Source organism: Kocuria sp. CCUG 69068 (assembly GCF_020833785.1).
GTDB lineage: Bacteria > Actinomycetota > Actinomycetes > Actinomycetales > Micrococcaceae > Kocuria > Kocuria rosea.
The window spans coordinates 59,475-74,726 of sequence record NZ_PDDL01000007.1 but is presented as its reverse complement, the minus strand read 5'-3'; the positions used below and the strand labels follow the sequence as shown (position 1 = coordinate 74,726).

15 protein-coding genes and 1 pseudogene are annotated in these 15,252 nt (G+C 72.4%); 9 read left to right on the top strand and 7 right to left on the bottom strand.

Features of this window, described 5'->3' with window-relative positions:
• Together CRM73_RS02745 and CRM73_RS02740 are read right to left on the bottom strand one after the other, a co-directional pair.
• Positions 1 to 324, bottom strand: a pseudogene (locus CRM73_RS02745) (phosphotransferase); the annotation flags it as partial.
• A 187-nt stretch (positions 325 to 511) separates the two neighbouring features.
• A complete protein-coding gene (locus CRM73_RS02740; RefSeq protein WP_035923571.1) occupies positions 512 to 718 on the bottom strand; it encodes a cold-shock protein in 207 nt (68 codons plus the stop codon).
• A gap of 280 nt (positions 719 to 998) precedes the next feature.
• Here CRM73_RS02740 and CRM73_RS02735 point away from each other — a divergent pair, with 280 nt between their 5' ends.
• The 5 genes from CRM73_RS02735 to CRM73_RS02715 all read left to right on the top strand — a co-directional run bounded on the left by CRM73_RS02735 (position 999) and on the right by CRM73_RS02715 (position 5,381).
• The gene (locus CRM73_RS02735) at positions 999 to 1,754 is read left to right on the top strand and encodes a 5-oxoprolinase subunit PxpA (protein WP_181372611.1); all 756 of its coding nucleotides are present in this window, start codon (positions 999 to 1,001) and stop codon (positions 1,752 to 1,754) included.
• Between the two features lie 105 nt (positions 1,755 to 1,859).
• Positions 1,860 to 2,099, top strand: a complete 240-nt coding sequence (locus tag CRM73_RS02730) for an acetyl-CoA carboxylase (RefSeq protein WP_017834473.1) — start codon at positions 1,860 to 1,862, stop codon at positions 2,097 to 2,099.
• Positions 2,100 to 2,102: 3 nt separating this feature from the next.
• Complete coding sequence (locus tag CRM73_RS02725; RefSeq protein WP_229586750.1) at positions 2,103 to 3,527, top strand: biotin carboxylase N-terminal domain-containing protein; 1,425 nt, start codon at positions 2,103 to 2,105, stop codon at positions 3,525 to 3,527.
• Positions 3,524 to 4,432 (top strand): carboxyltransferase domain-containing protein, encoded by a 909-nt coding sequence (locus CRM73_RS02720; RefSeq protein WP_229586748.1) that lies wholly within the window; start codon positions 3,524 to 3,526, stop codon positions 4,430 to 4,432. Before CRM73_RS02725 ends, CRM73_RS02720 begins: the two co-directional genes overlap by 4 nt.
• The gene (locus tag CRM73_RS02715; protein ID WP_109268411.1) at positions 4,416 to 5,381 is read left to right on the top strand and encodes a biotin-dependent carboxyltransferase family protein; all 966 of its coding nucleotides are present in this window, start codon (positions 4,416 to 4,418) and stop codon (positions 5,379 to 5,381) included. Before CRM73_RS02720 ends, CRM73_RS02715 begins: the two co-directional genes overlap by 17 nt.
• A 94-nt stretch (positions 5,382 to 5,475) precedes the next feature.
• Here the strand turns inward: CRM73_RS02715 and CRM73_RS02710 are convergent, their stop codons facing one another.
• Positions 5,476 to 6,714 carry an RNA-guided endonuclease InsQ/TnpB family protein gene (locus CRM73_RS02710; RefSeq protein ID WP_370658514.1) on the bottom strand — a complete coding sequence of 413 codons (1,239 nt, stop codon included), beginning with the start codon at positions 6,712 to 6,714 and terminating at the stop codon, positions 5,476 to 5,478.
• Between the two features lie 257 nt (positions 6,715 to 6,971).
• Here CRM73_RS02710 and CRM73_RS02705 point away from each other — a divergent pair, with 257 nt between their 5' ends.
• On the top strand, positions 6,972 to 7,826 hold the full coding sequence (locus tag CRM73_RS02705) for an urea carboxylase-associated family protein (RefSeq protein ID WP_229586746.1): 855 nt from the start codon (positions 6,972 to 6,974) through the stop codon (positions 7,824 to 7,826).
• A gap of 326 nt (positions 7,827 to 8,152) precedes the next feature.
• Here CRM73_RS02705 and CRM73_RS02700 read toward each other — a convergent pair whose 3' ends face one another.
• Both CRM73_RS02700 and CRM73_RS02695 read right to left on the bottom strand, forming a co-directional pair.
• Positions 8,153 to 9,511: a permease prefix domain 1-containing protein gene (locus CRM73_RS02700; protein ID WP_229586744.1), complete on the bottom strand. Its 1,359-nt coding sequence runs from the start codon at positions 9,509 to 9,511 to the stop codon at positions 8,153 to 8,155.
• Positions 9,502 to 9,864, bottom strand: a complete 363-nt coding sequence (locus CRM73_RS02695; RefSeq protein ID WP_035923597.1) for a PadR family transcriptional regulator — start codon at positions 9,862 to 9,864, stop codon at positions 9,502 to 9,504. Before CRM73_RS02695 ends, CRM73_RS02700 begins: the two co-directional genes overlap by 10 nt.
• 171 nt (positions 9,865 to 10,035) lie before the next feature.
• On the opposite strand from CRM73_RS02695, the gene CRM73_RS02690 reads away from it, so the two are divergent.
• Both CRM73_RS02690 and CRM73_RS02685 read left to right on the top strand, forming a co-directional pair.
• The gene (locus CRM73_RS02690; RefSeq protein ID WP_109244164.1) at positions 10,036 to 10,599 is read left to right on the top strand and encodes a GIY-YIG nuclease family protein; all 564 of its coding nucleotides are present in this window, start codon (positions 10,036 to 10,038) and stop codon (positions 10,597 to 10,599) included.
• Positions 10,600 to 10,670: 71 nt separating this feature from the next.
• Positions 10,671 to 11,492, top strand: coding sequence for a hypothetical protein (locus CRM73_RS02685; protein ID WP_229586743.1), 822 nt, complete (start codon positions 10,671 to 10,673; stop codon positions 11,490 to 11,492).
• A 69-nt stretch (positions 11,493 to 11,561) separates the two neighbouring features.
• Here the strand turns inward: CRM73_RS02685 and CRM73_RS02680 are convergent, their stop codons facing one another.
• Complete coding sequence (locus CRM73_RS02680) at positions 11,562 to 13,370, bottom strand: NAD(P)/FAD-dependent oxidoreductase (protein ID WP_229586742.1); 1,809 nt, start codon at positions 13,368 to 13,370, stop codon at positions 11,562 to 11,564.
• Positions 13,371 to 13,603: 233 nt separating this feature from the next.
• Here CRM73_RS02680 and CRM73_RS02675 point away from each other — a divergent pair, with 233 nt between their 5' ends.
• Positions 13,604 to 14,635, top strand: coding sequence for a GAF domain-containing protein (locus CRM73_RS02675; protein ID WP_229586741.1), 1,032 nt, complete (start codon positions 13,604 to 13,606; stop codon positions 14,633 to 14,635).
• Positions 14,636 to 14,814: 179 nt separating this feature from the next.
• Here the strand turns inward: CRM73_RS02675 and CRM73_RS02670 are convergent, their stop codons facing one another.
• Entirely contained in the window at positions 14,815 to 15,225 is a 411-nt protein-coding gene (locus CRM73_RS02670) for a VOC family protein (RefSeq protein ID WP_035923601.1), read from the bottom strand.
• Positions 15,226 to 15,252: the final 27 nt, after the last annotated feature.

The window sequence follows — 15,252 nt, the reverse complement described above, 5'->3', positions numbered from 1 at the left end:
CCACCGGACCACCGCCCAGGGCCACGGGTACCCGGCGCCGGGACCGCCGCGGAACACCGGCCGGGGCACGGCGATCCCCAGCGCGGCCAGCGGTGCGCCGGCCACGGCCGTCCACCGCACCTCGTGGAGGAGGCACGGGACGGCGGCGCGGCGCACCGGCAGGCGCACCGCGTGAGCGGGGCCGAGCCGGAACAGTGCGTTGTCCCAGCCCTGCGCCACCGGGGTCGGCGTCAGGTCCAGGAGTCCGCGGAGCTCCCGCGGCAGCTGCGCCTCCAGCAGGCGGCGCACCTGGGCGGCCGTCGGCAGCACCTCGACCTCGGGCATCCTCCGCCCCTCCTCCCGGCTGCGTCGGCTCGGGCGCGCCCCGATCCGGGCTGCCGGACCCGGGACCCGGTGCGGGGGTCCGGCAGAGAAAGACATCGCCACCCGGCCGGAGCCGGGTGGCGATGTCAGGTCGACGCCGGGGCGTTCAGCCCCGCGCCGGAGATCTCACGAGGAGATCAGGGCGTGATCACGCAAGCACGGTGATGTTCGCGGCCTGGGGGCCCTTGGGGCCGTCCTGGGTCTCGAACTCGACGCGCTGGTTCTCCTCGAGGGAGCGGAACCCGCCGGAGTTGATCGCGGAGAAGTGCGCGAACACGTCCTTGGAGCCGTCCTCGGGGGTGATGAAGCCGAAGCCCTTGTCGGCGTTGAACCACTTCACGGTGCCAGTAGTCATGGGGAACCTGTCTTTCTGGGAAACGGAGCGTCCCCGGCGATCGGGGTGCTCGGGCGTTGCGATGCCTGCCAAAACGTCTTCTCAGAAAAACTGCTGCGCCCGATGTCCGGGCGAACTGCTTGAACTGCAAGAACGAAACTTCAACAACTGGTGATGACTCTACAGGTGTTCGGGGAAAAGCACAGTGACGGGTCCCACTGCCCCCGCGGACACCCCGAGATCGCCGGGGGATCGCCCCGGGACCGTTCCCACGGGCGCGTCGCGTCCATAGGCTGTGACCATGGCCACACCTGAGACCCGCACCCGGCCCACCGTCAACTCGGACATGGGCGAGGGGATCGGCCTGCACCGCTTCGGCAACGACCCGGAGCTGCTGCAGGTCGTGGACCTCGCCAACGTCGCCTGTGGCTTCCACGCCGGGGACCCGGACATCATGTCCGCCACCGTGGCCGCCGCCGTGGCCCACGACGTCGCGATCGGCGCCCACCCCTCCCTGCCCGACCAGTGGGGCTTCGGCCGCCGCGCCATGGTGCTCACCCCGGAGGAGGTCGAGTCCCTGGTCCGCTACCAGGTGGGCGCCCTCACCGGCTTCCTGCTCCAGCACGGGGCGGACCTGCACCACCTCAAGCCGCACGGCTCGCTCTACGGGATGGTCGCCAAGGACCCGGCGCTCATGGAGGCGGTGGCGGCGGTGGCCGCCGACTACCGCGTGCCCGTGCTCGGCATGGCCGGCACCGCCCACGAGTCCGTGTGCGCCGAGCGCGGCGTGCCGTTCGTGGCCGAGCTCTACGTGGACCTCGACTACAACGCCGAGGGCGGGCTGATCATCCAGCGCACGCCCCACGCCACCGACCCGCGCGCCGCCGCGGACCGGGTGGCGCAGGCCCTGGCCGAGGGGGTCGTGCGGGCCGAGGACGGCACGGAGCTGCCGATGCGCTTCGAGTCGGTCTGCGTGCACTCCGACGCCCCGGGGGCGCCCGCGGTGGCCCGCGCCGTCCGCGCGGCGATCGACGCCCACGCGGCGACGGGCACCTGACCCGCCCGGCCGCCGTCGTCCCGGCCTTCCGACCCGGACCCGGAGCTCCCCGACCCGGTGCCCGCCGACCCCACGTCTCCCCACCCGACCGAAAGGACCCGCACCATGACCGAGATCCAGTCCCCGCTCCCCGGTGTCTTCTACCGCCGCCCCTCACCCGACAAGGACCCGTTCGTCCGGGACGGCGACCCGGTCGAGGCCGGCCAGGTCATCGGTCTCATCGAGGTGATGAAGCAGTTCTCGGAGGTCCAGTCGGACGCCGCCGGCACGATCCAGGCCTTCGAGGTGGAGGACGGCGACATGGTCAACCCGGGGGACGTCATCGCCGTCGTCGCGGAGAGCTGAGCCGTGCCGATCTCCACGCTCCTGGTGGCCAACCGGGGCGAGATCGCGGTCCGGATCCTGCGCTCGGCGCAGCAGATGGGCCTGCGCACCGTGCTGGCCGTGAGCGAGGTGGACCAGGACTCCATGGCGGCGGAGCTCGCCGACGCCGTGGCCGTGGTGGGCCCCGCCCCGGCCCAGAAGTCCTACCTGAACGCGGAGGCGCTCGTGGCCGCGGCCCTGGAGCACGGGTGCGACGCCGTGCACCCCGGCTACGGCTTCCTCTCCGAGAACGCCGCGTTCGCCCGGCGCGTCCAGGAAGCGGGGCTGACGTGGGTGGGCCCCGCCCCCGACGTCATCGACCTCATGGGCCACAAGACCCGGGCCCTGGAGGCCGCGATCGCCGCCGGGGTGCCCGTCCTCGCCGGGTCCAACGGGCCCCTGGAGGGCGACGACGACGCCGTCCTGGCGCTGGCCCGGGAGGTCGGCTACCCGCTCGTCATCAAGGCCTCGGCCGGTGGCGGCGGGCGCGGCATCCGCCTGGTCCGCGCCGAGGAGGACCTCCTGCGGACCGTCGACACCGCCCGGTCCGAGGCCGGCGCAAGCTTCGGGGACCCCACCGTGTACCTGGAGCGGTTCGTGGAGCGGGCCCGGCACGTGGAGGTCCAGGTCCTCGGCGACGGGCAGACCTTCCTGCACCTGGGCGACCGCGACTGCTCCCTGCAGCGCCGCTCCCAGAAGATCGTGGAGGAGGCCCCCGCCCCGGACCTGCCGGACGAGGTCCGCGAGCGCATCCGGGACTCCGCCGTGAACCTGGCCCGGCTGTGCTCCTACACCGGGGTGGGCACGGTCGAGTACCTCTACGACCCCGTCCGGCACGAGGCGGCGTTCATCGAGATGAACACCCGCCTGCAGGTGGAGCACCCGGTCACGGAGTTCGTCACGGGCGTGGACCTGGTCGCCGAGCAGCTCACGATCGCCTCGGCCGGGCGCACGGAGCTGCGGCAGGAGGACATCTCCTTCGCCGGGCACTCCGTGGAGTGCCGGATCAACGCCGAGGACCCGGAGAAGGGGTTCATGCCGAGCCCGGGCACGATCAGCCGCCTCGACTGGCCGGAGGGCTCCGAGTACCGCGTGGACTCCGGCGTGCGCAGCGGCGACACCGTGGCCCCGTACTACGACTCGCTGCTGGCCAAGCTGATCGTGCACGCCGAGGACCGGGAGACGGCCGTGCAGCGGATGGGCGCGGCCCTGGCCGCCACGCACGTGGAGGGGATCAGGACCACGGTGCCGCTGCTGCGGCGGCTCGTGCTGGACCCGGAGTTCGCGGCCGTGGCGCACCACACCACCTGGATCGAGACCGAGCTGCTGACCGGCCGGGCCGGCGGCACACCCAGCGACGAGCCCGGCGACGAGCCCGGCGACAGTCCCAGTGAGGGGAGCGCACCATGACCGAGACCCTGTACCTGCCCACCGCCCGGTACACGTGGGGCGGTGACGAGTTCCTGTTCGTGGAGTTCGACGAGGCCATGAACCTCACCGCCCACTACCTGGCCACCACCGTGGCGCACGGCCTCTCCGCCCTGGACCTGCCCGGCGTGGTGGACGTCTGCCCCGCCAACGCGTCCCTGCTGGTGCGCTTCGACCCGGACGTCATCAAGGCCGAGGACCTCAAGCGGCGCACCCAGGAGCTCGAGGGGCAGGCCCGCGAGTCCACGCAGTACACCGCCGAGACCCGGATCATCGAGGTCCCGGTCTGGTACCAGGACCCCTACACCGCCGAGGTCGTGGCCCGCTTCCGCGAGGGCTACCACCAGGACCCCTCCGGCACCGACCTCGACTACGCCGCGAAGGTCAACGGCCTCGCGGACGCCGCCGAGTTCATCCGCCGCCACCACGAGTCCCCGTGGCTGGTGTCCATGGTGGGCTTCGTGGCCGGGCTGCCGTTCATGTACCAGCTCGTGCCGAGGGACCGGCAGCTCGAGGTGCCCAAGTACCTCAGCCCCCGCACCGACACTCCCCCGCTGACCGTGGGCCACGGCGGGTGCTTCGCGTGCATCTACTCGGTGCGCGGCGCCGGCGGCTACCAGATGTTCGGCATCGCCGCCGCCCCCATCTACGACCCCGAGCAGCACCTGCGCGACTTCCGGGACTTCCTCATCCTGTTCCGGCCCGGGGACCTCGTGAAGTTCCGGCCGGTCGACGAGGCCGAGTACCGCTCCATCCAGCAGCAGGTCGAGGACGGCACCTGGCGGTACCGGCAGGCGCCCGTGACCCTCGACGTCGAAGCCGCGCTCGCCGATCCCGACAGCTACAACCGCACCCTTCTGGAGGCCCTCGATGGCGCTGACGATTGAGCAGCCCGGACTGCTGACCACCGTCCAGGACCAGGGACGGATCGGGTACTACCACGTGGGCATCCCGCAGGGCGGGGCCATGGACCAGGAGTCCGCGCAGGCGGCGAACAAGCTGGTCGGCAACACCGCGGTCGAGGCCGTGCTCGAGTGCACCTACACGGGCCCCGCCTTCACCGTGGACGCCCCGACGACGATCGCCGTGACCGGCGCGGACCTCCCCGTGCTGGTCAACGGCGAGGAGCGCCCGTCGTGGCGGCGGATCGAGCTGGCGGCGGGGGACGCCGTGAAGTTCGGCGTGCTCCGCGGCGGCGCCCGGTTCTACCTGGCCGTCCGCGGCGGCATCGCCGTGCCGGAGGTGCTCGGCTCGCGCTCCACCTACGCGATCGGGCGGCTGGGCGGACTGGACGGCCGGAAGCTGGAGGCCGGGGACGTGGTGCCGGTGGGCGAGCCCACCGGCCTGCTGCCCGAGGTCGAGGAGATCCCGGAGCGGCTCCGCCCGGGCTTCGGGAGGTCGCTGGAGCTGCGGATCATGTGGGGCCTCTACGACCACCTGCTCACCGACGAGGGCCGGCGCCGGCTGGTCGAGGAGGAGTGGAAGCTCACCCCCGTGGCGGACCGGATGGGCCTGCGCTTCGAGGGCCCCGGCGTGGAGTGGATCCAGCGCCGGCAGCCGTTCGGGGCGGGCTCGGACCCCTCCAACATCGTGGACGCCGGCTACGCCGTGGGCTCCATCCAGGTCCCCGGCGGCACCCAGCCGATCGTGCTGCACCGGGACGCGGTCTCGGGCGGGGGCTACGCCATGGTGGGCACCGTGATCTCCGCGGACATGGACCTGCTGGCCCGCGCCGCCCCGGGCACGGCCACCCGGTTCCGCGCGGTGTCCATGGAGGAGGCCCTGCAGGCGCGGCACGAGCGGGCCGAGCGGCTGGAGGAGATCTGGGCCCTGTGACCGGCCGCTGGGCCGGTCACGGGCCTGCCCCCAAGACGGCCCCATCCCCCAATGCTCGATTTGACCTCCTCCCCTGCCCGGAGACAGGGGATTCCTACGCCGCCGCGATCTCACGGTCGGTTCGGCGGGTTCCTGCTTCACCGGGGTCCGCGCACGCGAGCGTGCGTCTGACGTCCCCTCCACAGGCATTTAGGGTCTCCGCCAGCCCGGCGGCGACCATGATGTTGACCGCCGCGTTGAAATCCCGGTCAAGGGCGGTGCGGCACTCGACACAGGTCCACACGCGGATGTGAAGCGGCTTGGGTCCGTCCTTCGCCCCGCACACGGAGCACAGTTGAGAGGTGGGCTCGCACTGGGAGATCGTCCGCACGCCCCGGCCGTGGTCGGCGGCCTTTTCCCGAATCAGCCGGGTCAGCGTTGCCCACCCGGCGTCGTTGACGGACTTGCCCATGCGAGTGCGCGCTAAACCGGCCACGTTCAAGCCCTCGAGTGCGATCGCTTGGTTCTCGCGAATCAGTCTGAGGGCAAGCTTGCGGTGGTGATCCAGCCGGGTTTCCCGCACTTTCCGGTGCAGCACCGATACCCGGCGCCGAGCCTTCTCGCGGTTCTTCGATCCTCTCTGCTTTCGGGACAGGGACCGCTGGGCTCGCGCCAGGTCCCGTTCCTTGGTGCGCAACCACCGAGGGTTCGGGACCTTCTGGCGGGTGCCGTCACTGTAGGTGATCGCCGCCAGGTGGGTGAGTCCGACATCCACGCCGGCCGCACGCTGTACTGGCTCGAGCCGCTCAGCATCGGGGGCTGCCACGACAAAGGAGACGTAGTAACAACCGTCGGCCTCCTGGATCACCGTCACCGACGACGGCTCCGACGGGACCGGCCGGGACAGTACGAAGCGAATCCGCCCGATCTTGGGGAGAGTGAGAAACCCGACCCCGTGGGTCGTTTCCTCTACCCGGAACCCGGCATTGCGGGTGAACCGAGCCGACTGCTTGCCACGCCGAGTCCTGAACCGAGGAATCCCGGCCCGCTTTCCCCTGCGCCTGCCGGTCATGGAGTCGAAGAAACTGCGGTAGGCCCGGTCAGCATCCCGCAACGCCTGCTGCAACGGCACCGAGGAGACCTCGGACAGCCACGCTCGCTCCGGGGTCCTCTTCGCCGCGGTCAGCAACCGCTTGGACAGCTCTCCGGCAGTGGGATACGGCTCCCCGGCAAGATATGAAGCCTGGCGGACGGCGATCACATCATTGAAGACGACACGCACGCACCCGAACACCTTCGACAGGGCCCGTTTTTCGTCCCCGTCCGGGTAAGCCCGATACCGATAACGCTTCACCGCAACCCCTGACCACCGATCGCGCGGAATGTCATACACCCGAACCTAGCCACCGCAGCGGACATGCTAAGGACACCCGCACTCGAACCGACACCGGCCGTCCCGCAGGACGGCCACCCGCCGGGAGCGGACTGCATGGCCGGTGCCTCCGGGAGACCGTGACCGTCCCGCGACGTTCTGACAGGCTGGAGGACATACTCACGAGCTGCTGCAACGATCCGCGAGCAGAGGCCTGACCCGACCGACGAGGACACCCCATGGCACCGCACCCCGACCCGCGACTGACCGAGGCCGCCTACCAGGGCCCGGCCCTCGAGGTCGACCGGGACTTCTACGGACGCATCGGCACCGAGACGCGCCGGCGCACCCTGGTCCAGGAGCTGACCGTGCCCATCCGATCGGGCATGGCCTGGGAGGTGCCCGCCGGGCACGTGTGCCGCATCGCCACCGTGGAGGGGCCCCAGGTCGGGGATCTCAACCTCTGGAACCGGCACGACCCCCGCGAACGGTTCTGGGCCTCCCGCACCCGGCAGCTGCAAGCCGCCCACGTGAGCACCTTCGACCGGCTGTGGTCCACCCTGCCGTTCCTGCGCCCCATGGCCACGATCGTCGGCGACACCCTGGCCGACTACGGGGTTGACGCCGCGGGCGGGCGCGTGCACGACACCCTCGGCACCCGCTGCGACCCGTACGTGTCTGCGATGCTCAACGGCGTGGACTTCGACTACCACTGCCACTCCAACCTCACCCGGGCCGCGCTGCCGTGGGGGCTCACCGAGTTCGACGTCCACGACGTGCTCAACGTGTTCCAGTGCACCGGGCTCAACGCCGAGGACCAGTACTTCATGAAGACCTGCCCGGCCACCCCCGGAGATCACTTCGAGTTCTTCGCCGAGCAGGACCTCCTCGTGGCCCTCTCCACGTGCCCGGGCGGGGACCTGTCGAAGCCGATGTTCGGGCCCGGCGTCACCGACCCGGTCGAGATCTGCCACCCCCTGGCCGTGAGCGTCCACGCGCTCGACGACGAGCTCCTGCAGGGCTTGTCCGAGCCGGCCCCCCCGCAGTACCGGGGCGCCCACGGGCTCACGTCGCGGCCGTGGGGCGCCTCCTGAGCCGGGCGGGAGTCCGGGGCGGAGCTCCGAGGCAAGTCGGCGCAACTGTGGACAGAATGCGAATCGATCGGGTAATAAGCCAGTGTTAGTGTTGATGCATCACGCAGGTGATCAGCCGGGGGGCTGAGCCGCCGCGTGAGGATCGCGTCGGGACGACCGGCCGCAAGGCCGCCGGCACGACGACGATCATGATGCCGCCGTCCTGGTGGCAGCGGGCCTCGGACCATCTGGTCAGTCGTCGGGGGGCGACTCCCCTGCCACCGGGACGCGCAGGCCCCTCTCCGCCCGCAGCAGCCGCTCCGCGGTGTGACCGCGGAGCCCGCCGGTCAGGCGAAGGCGAAGACCAGCGGGAAGACCACCACCACGATCGCGGCCCACACGCCGTAGACCGGAAGGTAGCGCGTCTGCCAGCGCTCCAGCTCCGCGAACGGCCGGCGTCCCCGCAGGCACCCGGCGCTCAGCCAGGCCGCCCGCACCAGGTGCACCAGCAGCAGCAGGTTCAGCCCGAGCGCGGCAATCTTGTTGGGGCTGGAGCCGAACTCGGCGATCCGGGTCAGCATCGCGGTCAGCATCACCGCGTCCACCGCCAGGGCCGCGACGACGAGCACCAGCTGCAGGCCGTCGAAGAGGCCGGGCGGCTCGAGCGGGTCCCGGGCGGAGATCGAGTAGAGCAGCAGCGCCAGGACCAGCACGAGGATCGCATCCATCAGGATCAGCAGCCCGCGGTCCACGTCGACGAGCCCGCCGGCCGCCGTGAGCACCACCAGGAGGGCCAGCAGCATCAGGATGGTCAGGGGCGTGAACACCCGGGTGAGGACCGGGGCGATGTTCTCGACGACGTTCTGCTTGGCCTCGACCAGCCACGCGGCCACCACGAGGGCACCGGGCACCGCGAACGGCAGGATCCAGTCCTCCAGCACCGGCTCCAGGTCGATCCCGACGACCTGGAGGGCCCCGAACGTGAGCCCGACCAGCACCGCCCCGCCCAGGGCCAGGAGTGTGTAGTAGATCACGAGCTCGCCGGTGAAGCGGACGAAGTCCATCCGCCGGCTGTCGGAGCGCCACCTCCCGCCCGTGTAGGCGATCCCGGCCAGCAGCCACAGGACCACCGGTGCGTGCAGGACGGCGAGCAGCTCGGTGGAACCGCCGGGGACGAACGGATAGACGTTGAGCACCACCGCCAGCAGCGCGAACGGGACGAGCAGCGCCGCCACCACGCGCGCGGTGAGCCGGCGCTTCCACGCGAAGTACCCGGCGAGGAAGGGCAGCACGAGCAGGCCGAGGTTGCGCGCCAGCACCGCCTCGTCGCCGAGCCAGGCGGTGCCGGCCTTGACCGCCAGCCCGGCCCCGACCGCGAGCGCCAGAACGACGCCCAGCTCCCGCCACGGCGGCGCGCCGGCGTCCTCGGCGTCCTCCGGGAGGAGCACGAGCTGCTTCCACAGCCGCTCGGAGTGCTCGCGGGCGAACTCGTGCGAGACGGCGTCGAGGTTGCCCATGCGCTTGATCGCGACGAGGAAGGCCTCGTCGTCGTCGAGCCCGGTGGCCCTCAGGTCCGCGACCTGTTCGCGCAGGTGGTCCTCGAGCTCGTCCACGTCGGCCGGGGAGATCGCCTGGCGGCGCTGGACCCAGCCGCGCCACCGCCCGATCTGGGCCTCCTGCTCCGCGTGCAGCTCCATCACGCCCACCGCTCGGTCGTGGCGGGCGGCTGCTGCGCGGCCTGCCACACCTGCCGCAGCGCGTCGGCGACGACCGTCCACTGCTCCTGCCGGTCGGCGAGCGCGGCCCGGCCCGAGGCCGTGATCGCGTAGTGCTTGCGCCGGCGCCCGGCCTCGGACGTGCCCCACGAGGAGGACACGTGGCCGAGGCGCTCGAGCCGGTGCAGCAGCGGGTAGAGCATGCCGTCGGTCCACTGCATGGAGCCGCCGGAGAGCTCGCTGACGCGCTTGAGGATCGCGTAGCCGTACAGGTCGCCGTCCGCCAGGATCCCCAGCACGAGCGGGGTGGCCGAGGCGGCGACCAGGTCCTTGTCGATGCGCACTGCGCCTCCTGATACCTAGGTGTGCTATGCATTGAACCCTAGCAGCGCTAGGTATGGCAAACGCGGCGCCGGAAACAACGGCGCGAGTCGGGCGGGGTGGGCACCGCCGCGTCCTGCGCCTACAGTCGAAGCAGAGTTGCAGAAGAGAACGCCCCGAGGAGGTGGTGATCCGTGAGCACGCAGCCCGGCCTCGCCGCGCTCCCACTGAGCACGCCGCTGGAGGCGGAGGTCCGCCCCTCCCGCGGCGTCTACGCCTGGTGGCTGGACACCGCCCGCTCCCCCACCCCGGAGGCGGCCGGGCTGCACCTGCCCGCGGTGCCGCGGCTCCGCCACTCGTCGGGGACGGCCGAGCTGCTCTACGTGGGCCGCGCCCGGCGCGACCTCCACCAGCGGATCAGCGGCCAGCACCTGCGGCGCACCCGCTCCTCCGCGCTGCGGCGCACGCTGCTCGCCGTCCTCCTGCCCGGGGACCCGTCCTGGAGGGACGGCGCCGCCGTGGACGGGCGGGGGCGCGTGGTCCTCGACGAGGCGCACGAGCAGCGGCTCACGGCGTGGATGCAGGAGCACCTGCTCCTCGGCTGGGCGGAGTGCGGGACGAAGGACGACGTCGACGCCCTCGAGCAGCACTGGGTCGCCGGGCACCAGCCGGCGCTCAACACCGAGGGCACCGGCCACGGCCCGGAGCTGACCGAGCTCAAGCGGGTCTTCCGCGAGGGCCTGCCTCAGCGGTCCTGAGCCCCCGGGGCCGCTGGAGCCGCGGCGGTAGAATGGGTGCCCAGCACGCACGTGGTCATTCGGGGGCCGTCATGAACAACACCGGGAGCAGCAGCGGAGCCGCCGTCTGGGTGGTGGCCCTGATCGCCGTGGTGGTCGCCGTCGGCCTGTTCCGGTTCGTGCTCCTCGGCGGGGTGGCCCTCCTCGGCCTGGCCCTGGTCGGCATGCTGGTCTGGCTCAGCGCCGGTGTCATCACGAGCCGGACCCGCGCCGCCGGGCAGGACGCGCCCGAGGACGACGACGCCGGGCCGCCGCTCGCCGGCCCGCAGACCGGGCGGACGTCCCTGGAGGAGGCCCGGGCGGCCGGGGCGTCCAACATGCGCACGGCCTGGATCTCGTGGCACCTCCGCTCCCTGCCCCCGCCGGAGGACTCCCGGGATCCCCGGCTCCTCACGGGCACCCTGTCCGTGGTGCCGCAGGCGGACTGGGACGTGGACCGGCTCCGCACGCACGGCCGCGCGCTGTGGTCCCTGCGCCGCAGCGCCCGGCGGCACGACCTGCTCGACCAGCTGGACGCCCGCCTGGACCGGGTGGTCGCCATGATCTCCGACCTGACCGACGCCGAGTTCGACACCGCCCTCGGCCAGGTCAACGACCAGTACCTGTACCACCCGGACCGGCAGGTCCGCACCGCCTACCTGGAGGGCGGCGCCCTGGGGGTGGACCTCATCATGGACGCCGTGACCGCCGCCCGGGCCCAGGCCCGCGAGGACGCCGCCACGAGGGCCGCCGCGGAGGCCCTGGCCCAGCAGCGCACCGCCGCGCTCCGCGCCCTGCGGGAGACCCACCACCCCACCGCGGGCCGGGACGCCCGCGCCGCCTGGGACGAGCAGGCCCGGAAGCTCGAGGAGTGACCCGCCCGCGGACGGGGCGCCGGAACGGTCGATCCGTCCCGGCGCCCCGTCAACGCGCCCGGGCCGGCATCACCGGGGGTGGTGGGACTCCTCGAGCTCGAACACCGGGGTGGGCAGGCCCTCCATCCGGGCCTTGAGCTGCAGGGCGAGGTACTTGGAGTAGTGCCTGCTCTGGTGCAGGTTCCCCCCGTGGATCCAGAGGTTCTCCACGTTGGTGGGCTTCCACATGTTCCGCAGCTCGCCCTCCCAGGGCCCGGGGTCCCGGGTGGTGTCGGAGCCGTAGCCCCAGCACTTGCCCACCCGGTCGGCGACCTCCGGGGAGATCAGGTCCGCGAGCCACTCGTTCATGGACCCGTAGCCGGTGGCGTGGACGACGAGGTCGGCCGGCAGCTCGGTCCCGTCGTCGAGCACCACCGCGTCCTCCGTGAGCCGGTCGACCTGGCCGGTGGCCAGCTGGACCCGCCCGTCGATGATCAGCTGCGAGGCGCCCACGTCGATGTAGTACCCGGAGCCCCGGCGCAGGTACTTCAGGAACAGCCCGGAGCCGTCCTCCCCGAAGTCGAGGTCGAAGCCGGCCGCCTCGAGCGCGTCGTAGAACTCGCGGTCCCGCTCGGCCATCGCCTCGAACGCGGGCCGCTGGACGTCCGGCAGGACCCGGTACGGCCAGGACGCGAACAGCATGTCCGCCTTCTCCGTGGTGATGCCGGCCTCCAGCGCCTCCTCGGAGTAGAGCGGCTTGAGGACGAGGTCCATGAGCGACTCGCTGCGGGAGATGTGGGTGGAGGAGCGCTGGACCATGGTGACCTCGGCCCCGTGCTCCCAGAGGTCCGCGCAGATGTCGTGGGCGGAGTTGTTGGACCCGATGACCACGGCCCGCTTGCCCGCCCAGTCGTCGCCGCCGACGTGGGCGGAGGAGTGGTGCTGCGCGCCCCGGAAGACGTCGGCGCCCGGGAAGTCAGGGATTCTCGGGTACCCGGAGACGCCCAGGGCGAAGACCAGCTGGGTGGGGTGCAGCACGACCTCCTCGCCGTCGCGGTCGACTGCGACGGTCCAGGTCCCGGACTGCTCGTCCCACTCGGCCGACCGGCACTCGGTCCTCGCCCAGTAGTTCAGCTCCATGATGTCGGCGTAGTGCATCAGCCAGTCGGCGACCTTGTCCTTGGCGGGGAACACCGGCCAGTCGTCCGGGAACGGCAGGTAGGGCATGTGGTCGTACCAGACCGGGTCGTGCAGGTGCAGGGACTTGTAGCGGTTGCGCCAGGCGTCCCCGGCCTTCTCGTGCTTGTCCACCACGATCGTGGGGATGCCGAGACGCTGCAGCCGCGCGGCCAGGCCGATCCCGCCCTGCCCGCCGCCGACGACGAGGCAGTACGGCTGCTCCGTCCGGCCGAGGGCCTCCTCCCGCGCCCGGCGCCGCTCCAGCCAGGTGGTGCGCTCGCGGGTGATCTCGTGGACCACCCCGCGGTCCCGGCGCGGCCCCTTCTGCTCCTCGAAGCCGCGCAGGTCCTGCAGCGTGGTCAGCAGGGTCCACGCCTTCCCGTCGCGCAGCCGCAGGTAGCCCCACCCGGAGCCGGCGGAGGTCTCGAAGCGCACCCAGCACTCCGTCACCCCGTCCGCCTCGGTGGGCTCGCCCTCGACCTTCCACCCGGAGGGTCGGACGTGCGGCAGGGTCTGGGCGAGCATCCGGCAGATCTGCTCGCGGCCCTCCAGCGTCTTCAGGTTCCAGGTGAACGCCAGGAAGTCGCGCCAGTAGCTCTCCTCCGCGAACAGATCCGCCGCCGCGTCCGCGTTGCCGGCCGCGAGGGCGTCCTCCAGGGCGGCCAGCCAGGAGCGGGCGGTGTCCGTGCCGGCTCCCACGCCGGTGTCGATCGTGGTCATGGTTCCTCCTCGGTGTACGCCGGACGCCCAGTGGCATAGGGTCCGATGTGATGCGTGTCACCACTGTGGGGCCGAGGGGGTTTCCCCGGCGTTGCATCAGGACGGACGCCGTGACGGACCCCGTGACATCGGGACGGGCGCAGAGGACGGAGGAGCGCGCTGTGGACAGCTGCGGATCGGCGAGGACACCGGAACGGGTGCGTTCGGCGTGGGAGCGGTGCGCCGCCCGGGGCATGTCCCGCGACCTGGACGGCCCGCGAGAGGTGCTCCCGGACCACGAGGTCGAGCAGCTGCGCGCCCTCTCCCCGCTGGGGTCGCACGTCGACGTCGTCGCCGACCTCCTGGGCGTCGTCCGTGACGCCGCCGAGGCCCGGGTCGCCGTCCTCACGGGCCCCGACGGCACCGTGCTGTGGCGGCGCGGGGGACGCTCGCCGCTGGGACGCGCCGACGGGCTCGGCTTCGTCGAGGGCGCCGGCTGGGACGAGCACGGCGTGGGCACCAACGCGATCGCCCAGGCGCTGCGCAGCGGGACCGCGGAGGAGCTGCGGGGCACGGAGCACTTCGCCCGGTCCCACAGCGCCTGGGACTGCACGTCCGCCCCGGTGCGCCACCCGGGCAGCGGGGAGGTGCTCGGCGTCATCGACCTGTCCGGGCCGCGGGGCACCGCCACCCCGGACACCAGGGCCCTGGTCCGCTCGGCCGCGCGCGTCGTCGAGACGCTGCTCGCCGCCCGGACGGACTCACGACACCCCGCCGGCACGACCGGCACGCCTCCCCTGGAGCTGCGCCTGCTCGCCGAGCCGGCTGCGGCCCGGGTGGGCGGCGGGGACTGGTTCCCCCTGCCGACGCGCTCGGCGGAGATCCTCGCGCTGCTCAGCCTGCGCGAGCGCGGGTGGAGCGCCGAGAAGATGGCCTATGAGCTCTACGGTGAGCACGGCACCCCCGGCACGGTCCGCACGGAGATCCACCGGGTCCGCCGCCGGCTCGGGGCGGTGATCACCACCGGCCCCTACCGCTTCGCCGATCCGGCCGCCGTCACCAGCGACGTCTCACAACTAAGGACCGCCCTGGAGCAGGGCGAGGTGACCCGGGCCCTGAACATCTACCGGCAGCCGCTGCTGCGCTCCTCGGACCTGCTCACCATCGAGGAGTGGCGCTCCGAGCTGGACCGGGAGACCGCCGAGGCCGTGCGGCGCAGCGGCGACGCCCGGATCGAGACCCGCTGGTCCCACACCGAGATGGGCCACGCCTACCGGCGCGGATGAGCCGGGGCGGGGGCACGACGGCGCCGGGCGGACCGGCCGGATGCCGGCGCTCCCCCGCACCGTTCACGACCCCGGTGAACGTCGGTGAATCCTGTGAATCTGGTGAATCTCGCTCCGGGCAGGGCTCCGGCCCAGCCCTCCGGCCACGGTGCGTCCGGGCTCGTCGTCCGGATCGGGTCTCACTCCCGGGTCGTCACGATCGGGTCCGCCCACACGATGTTCCACCGGTGGCCGTCCGGGTCCGCGAACACCCGGTGGCTCGTGTAGCTGTCGTCCTTCCGCTGCCCCGCGGTGGCGCCGGCGGCGACCGCCCGCTCGACCAGGGCGTCGACCTCCTCGGGGATGTCGACGAGCAGGGCGAAGCTGCCGCTCACCGTGCGAAGGGGGTCGGCGAGCTCCTGGTCCTCGCCGATCGCCTGCTGCATGAACCGCCGCTCGACGAGCGTGACCCCGAAGCCCTCCCCGAGATCCAGGATCAGGCTGCGCCCCTCGGCCATGCCGGGGGCCGTCCGCCAGCCCAGGGCCTGGTAGAAGGACCGCGAGCGCTCCAGGTCGGCGACGGGGATGTGGGGGAAGAACTTGTACGCCACGGGAACTCCTGGAGCTTCGGCGGGCCG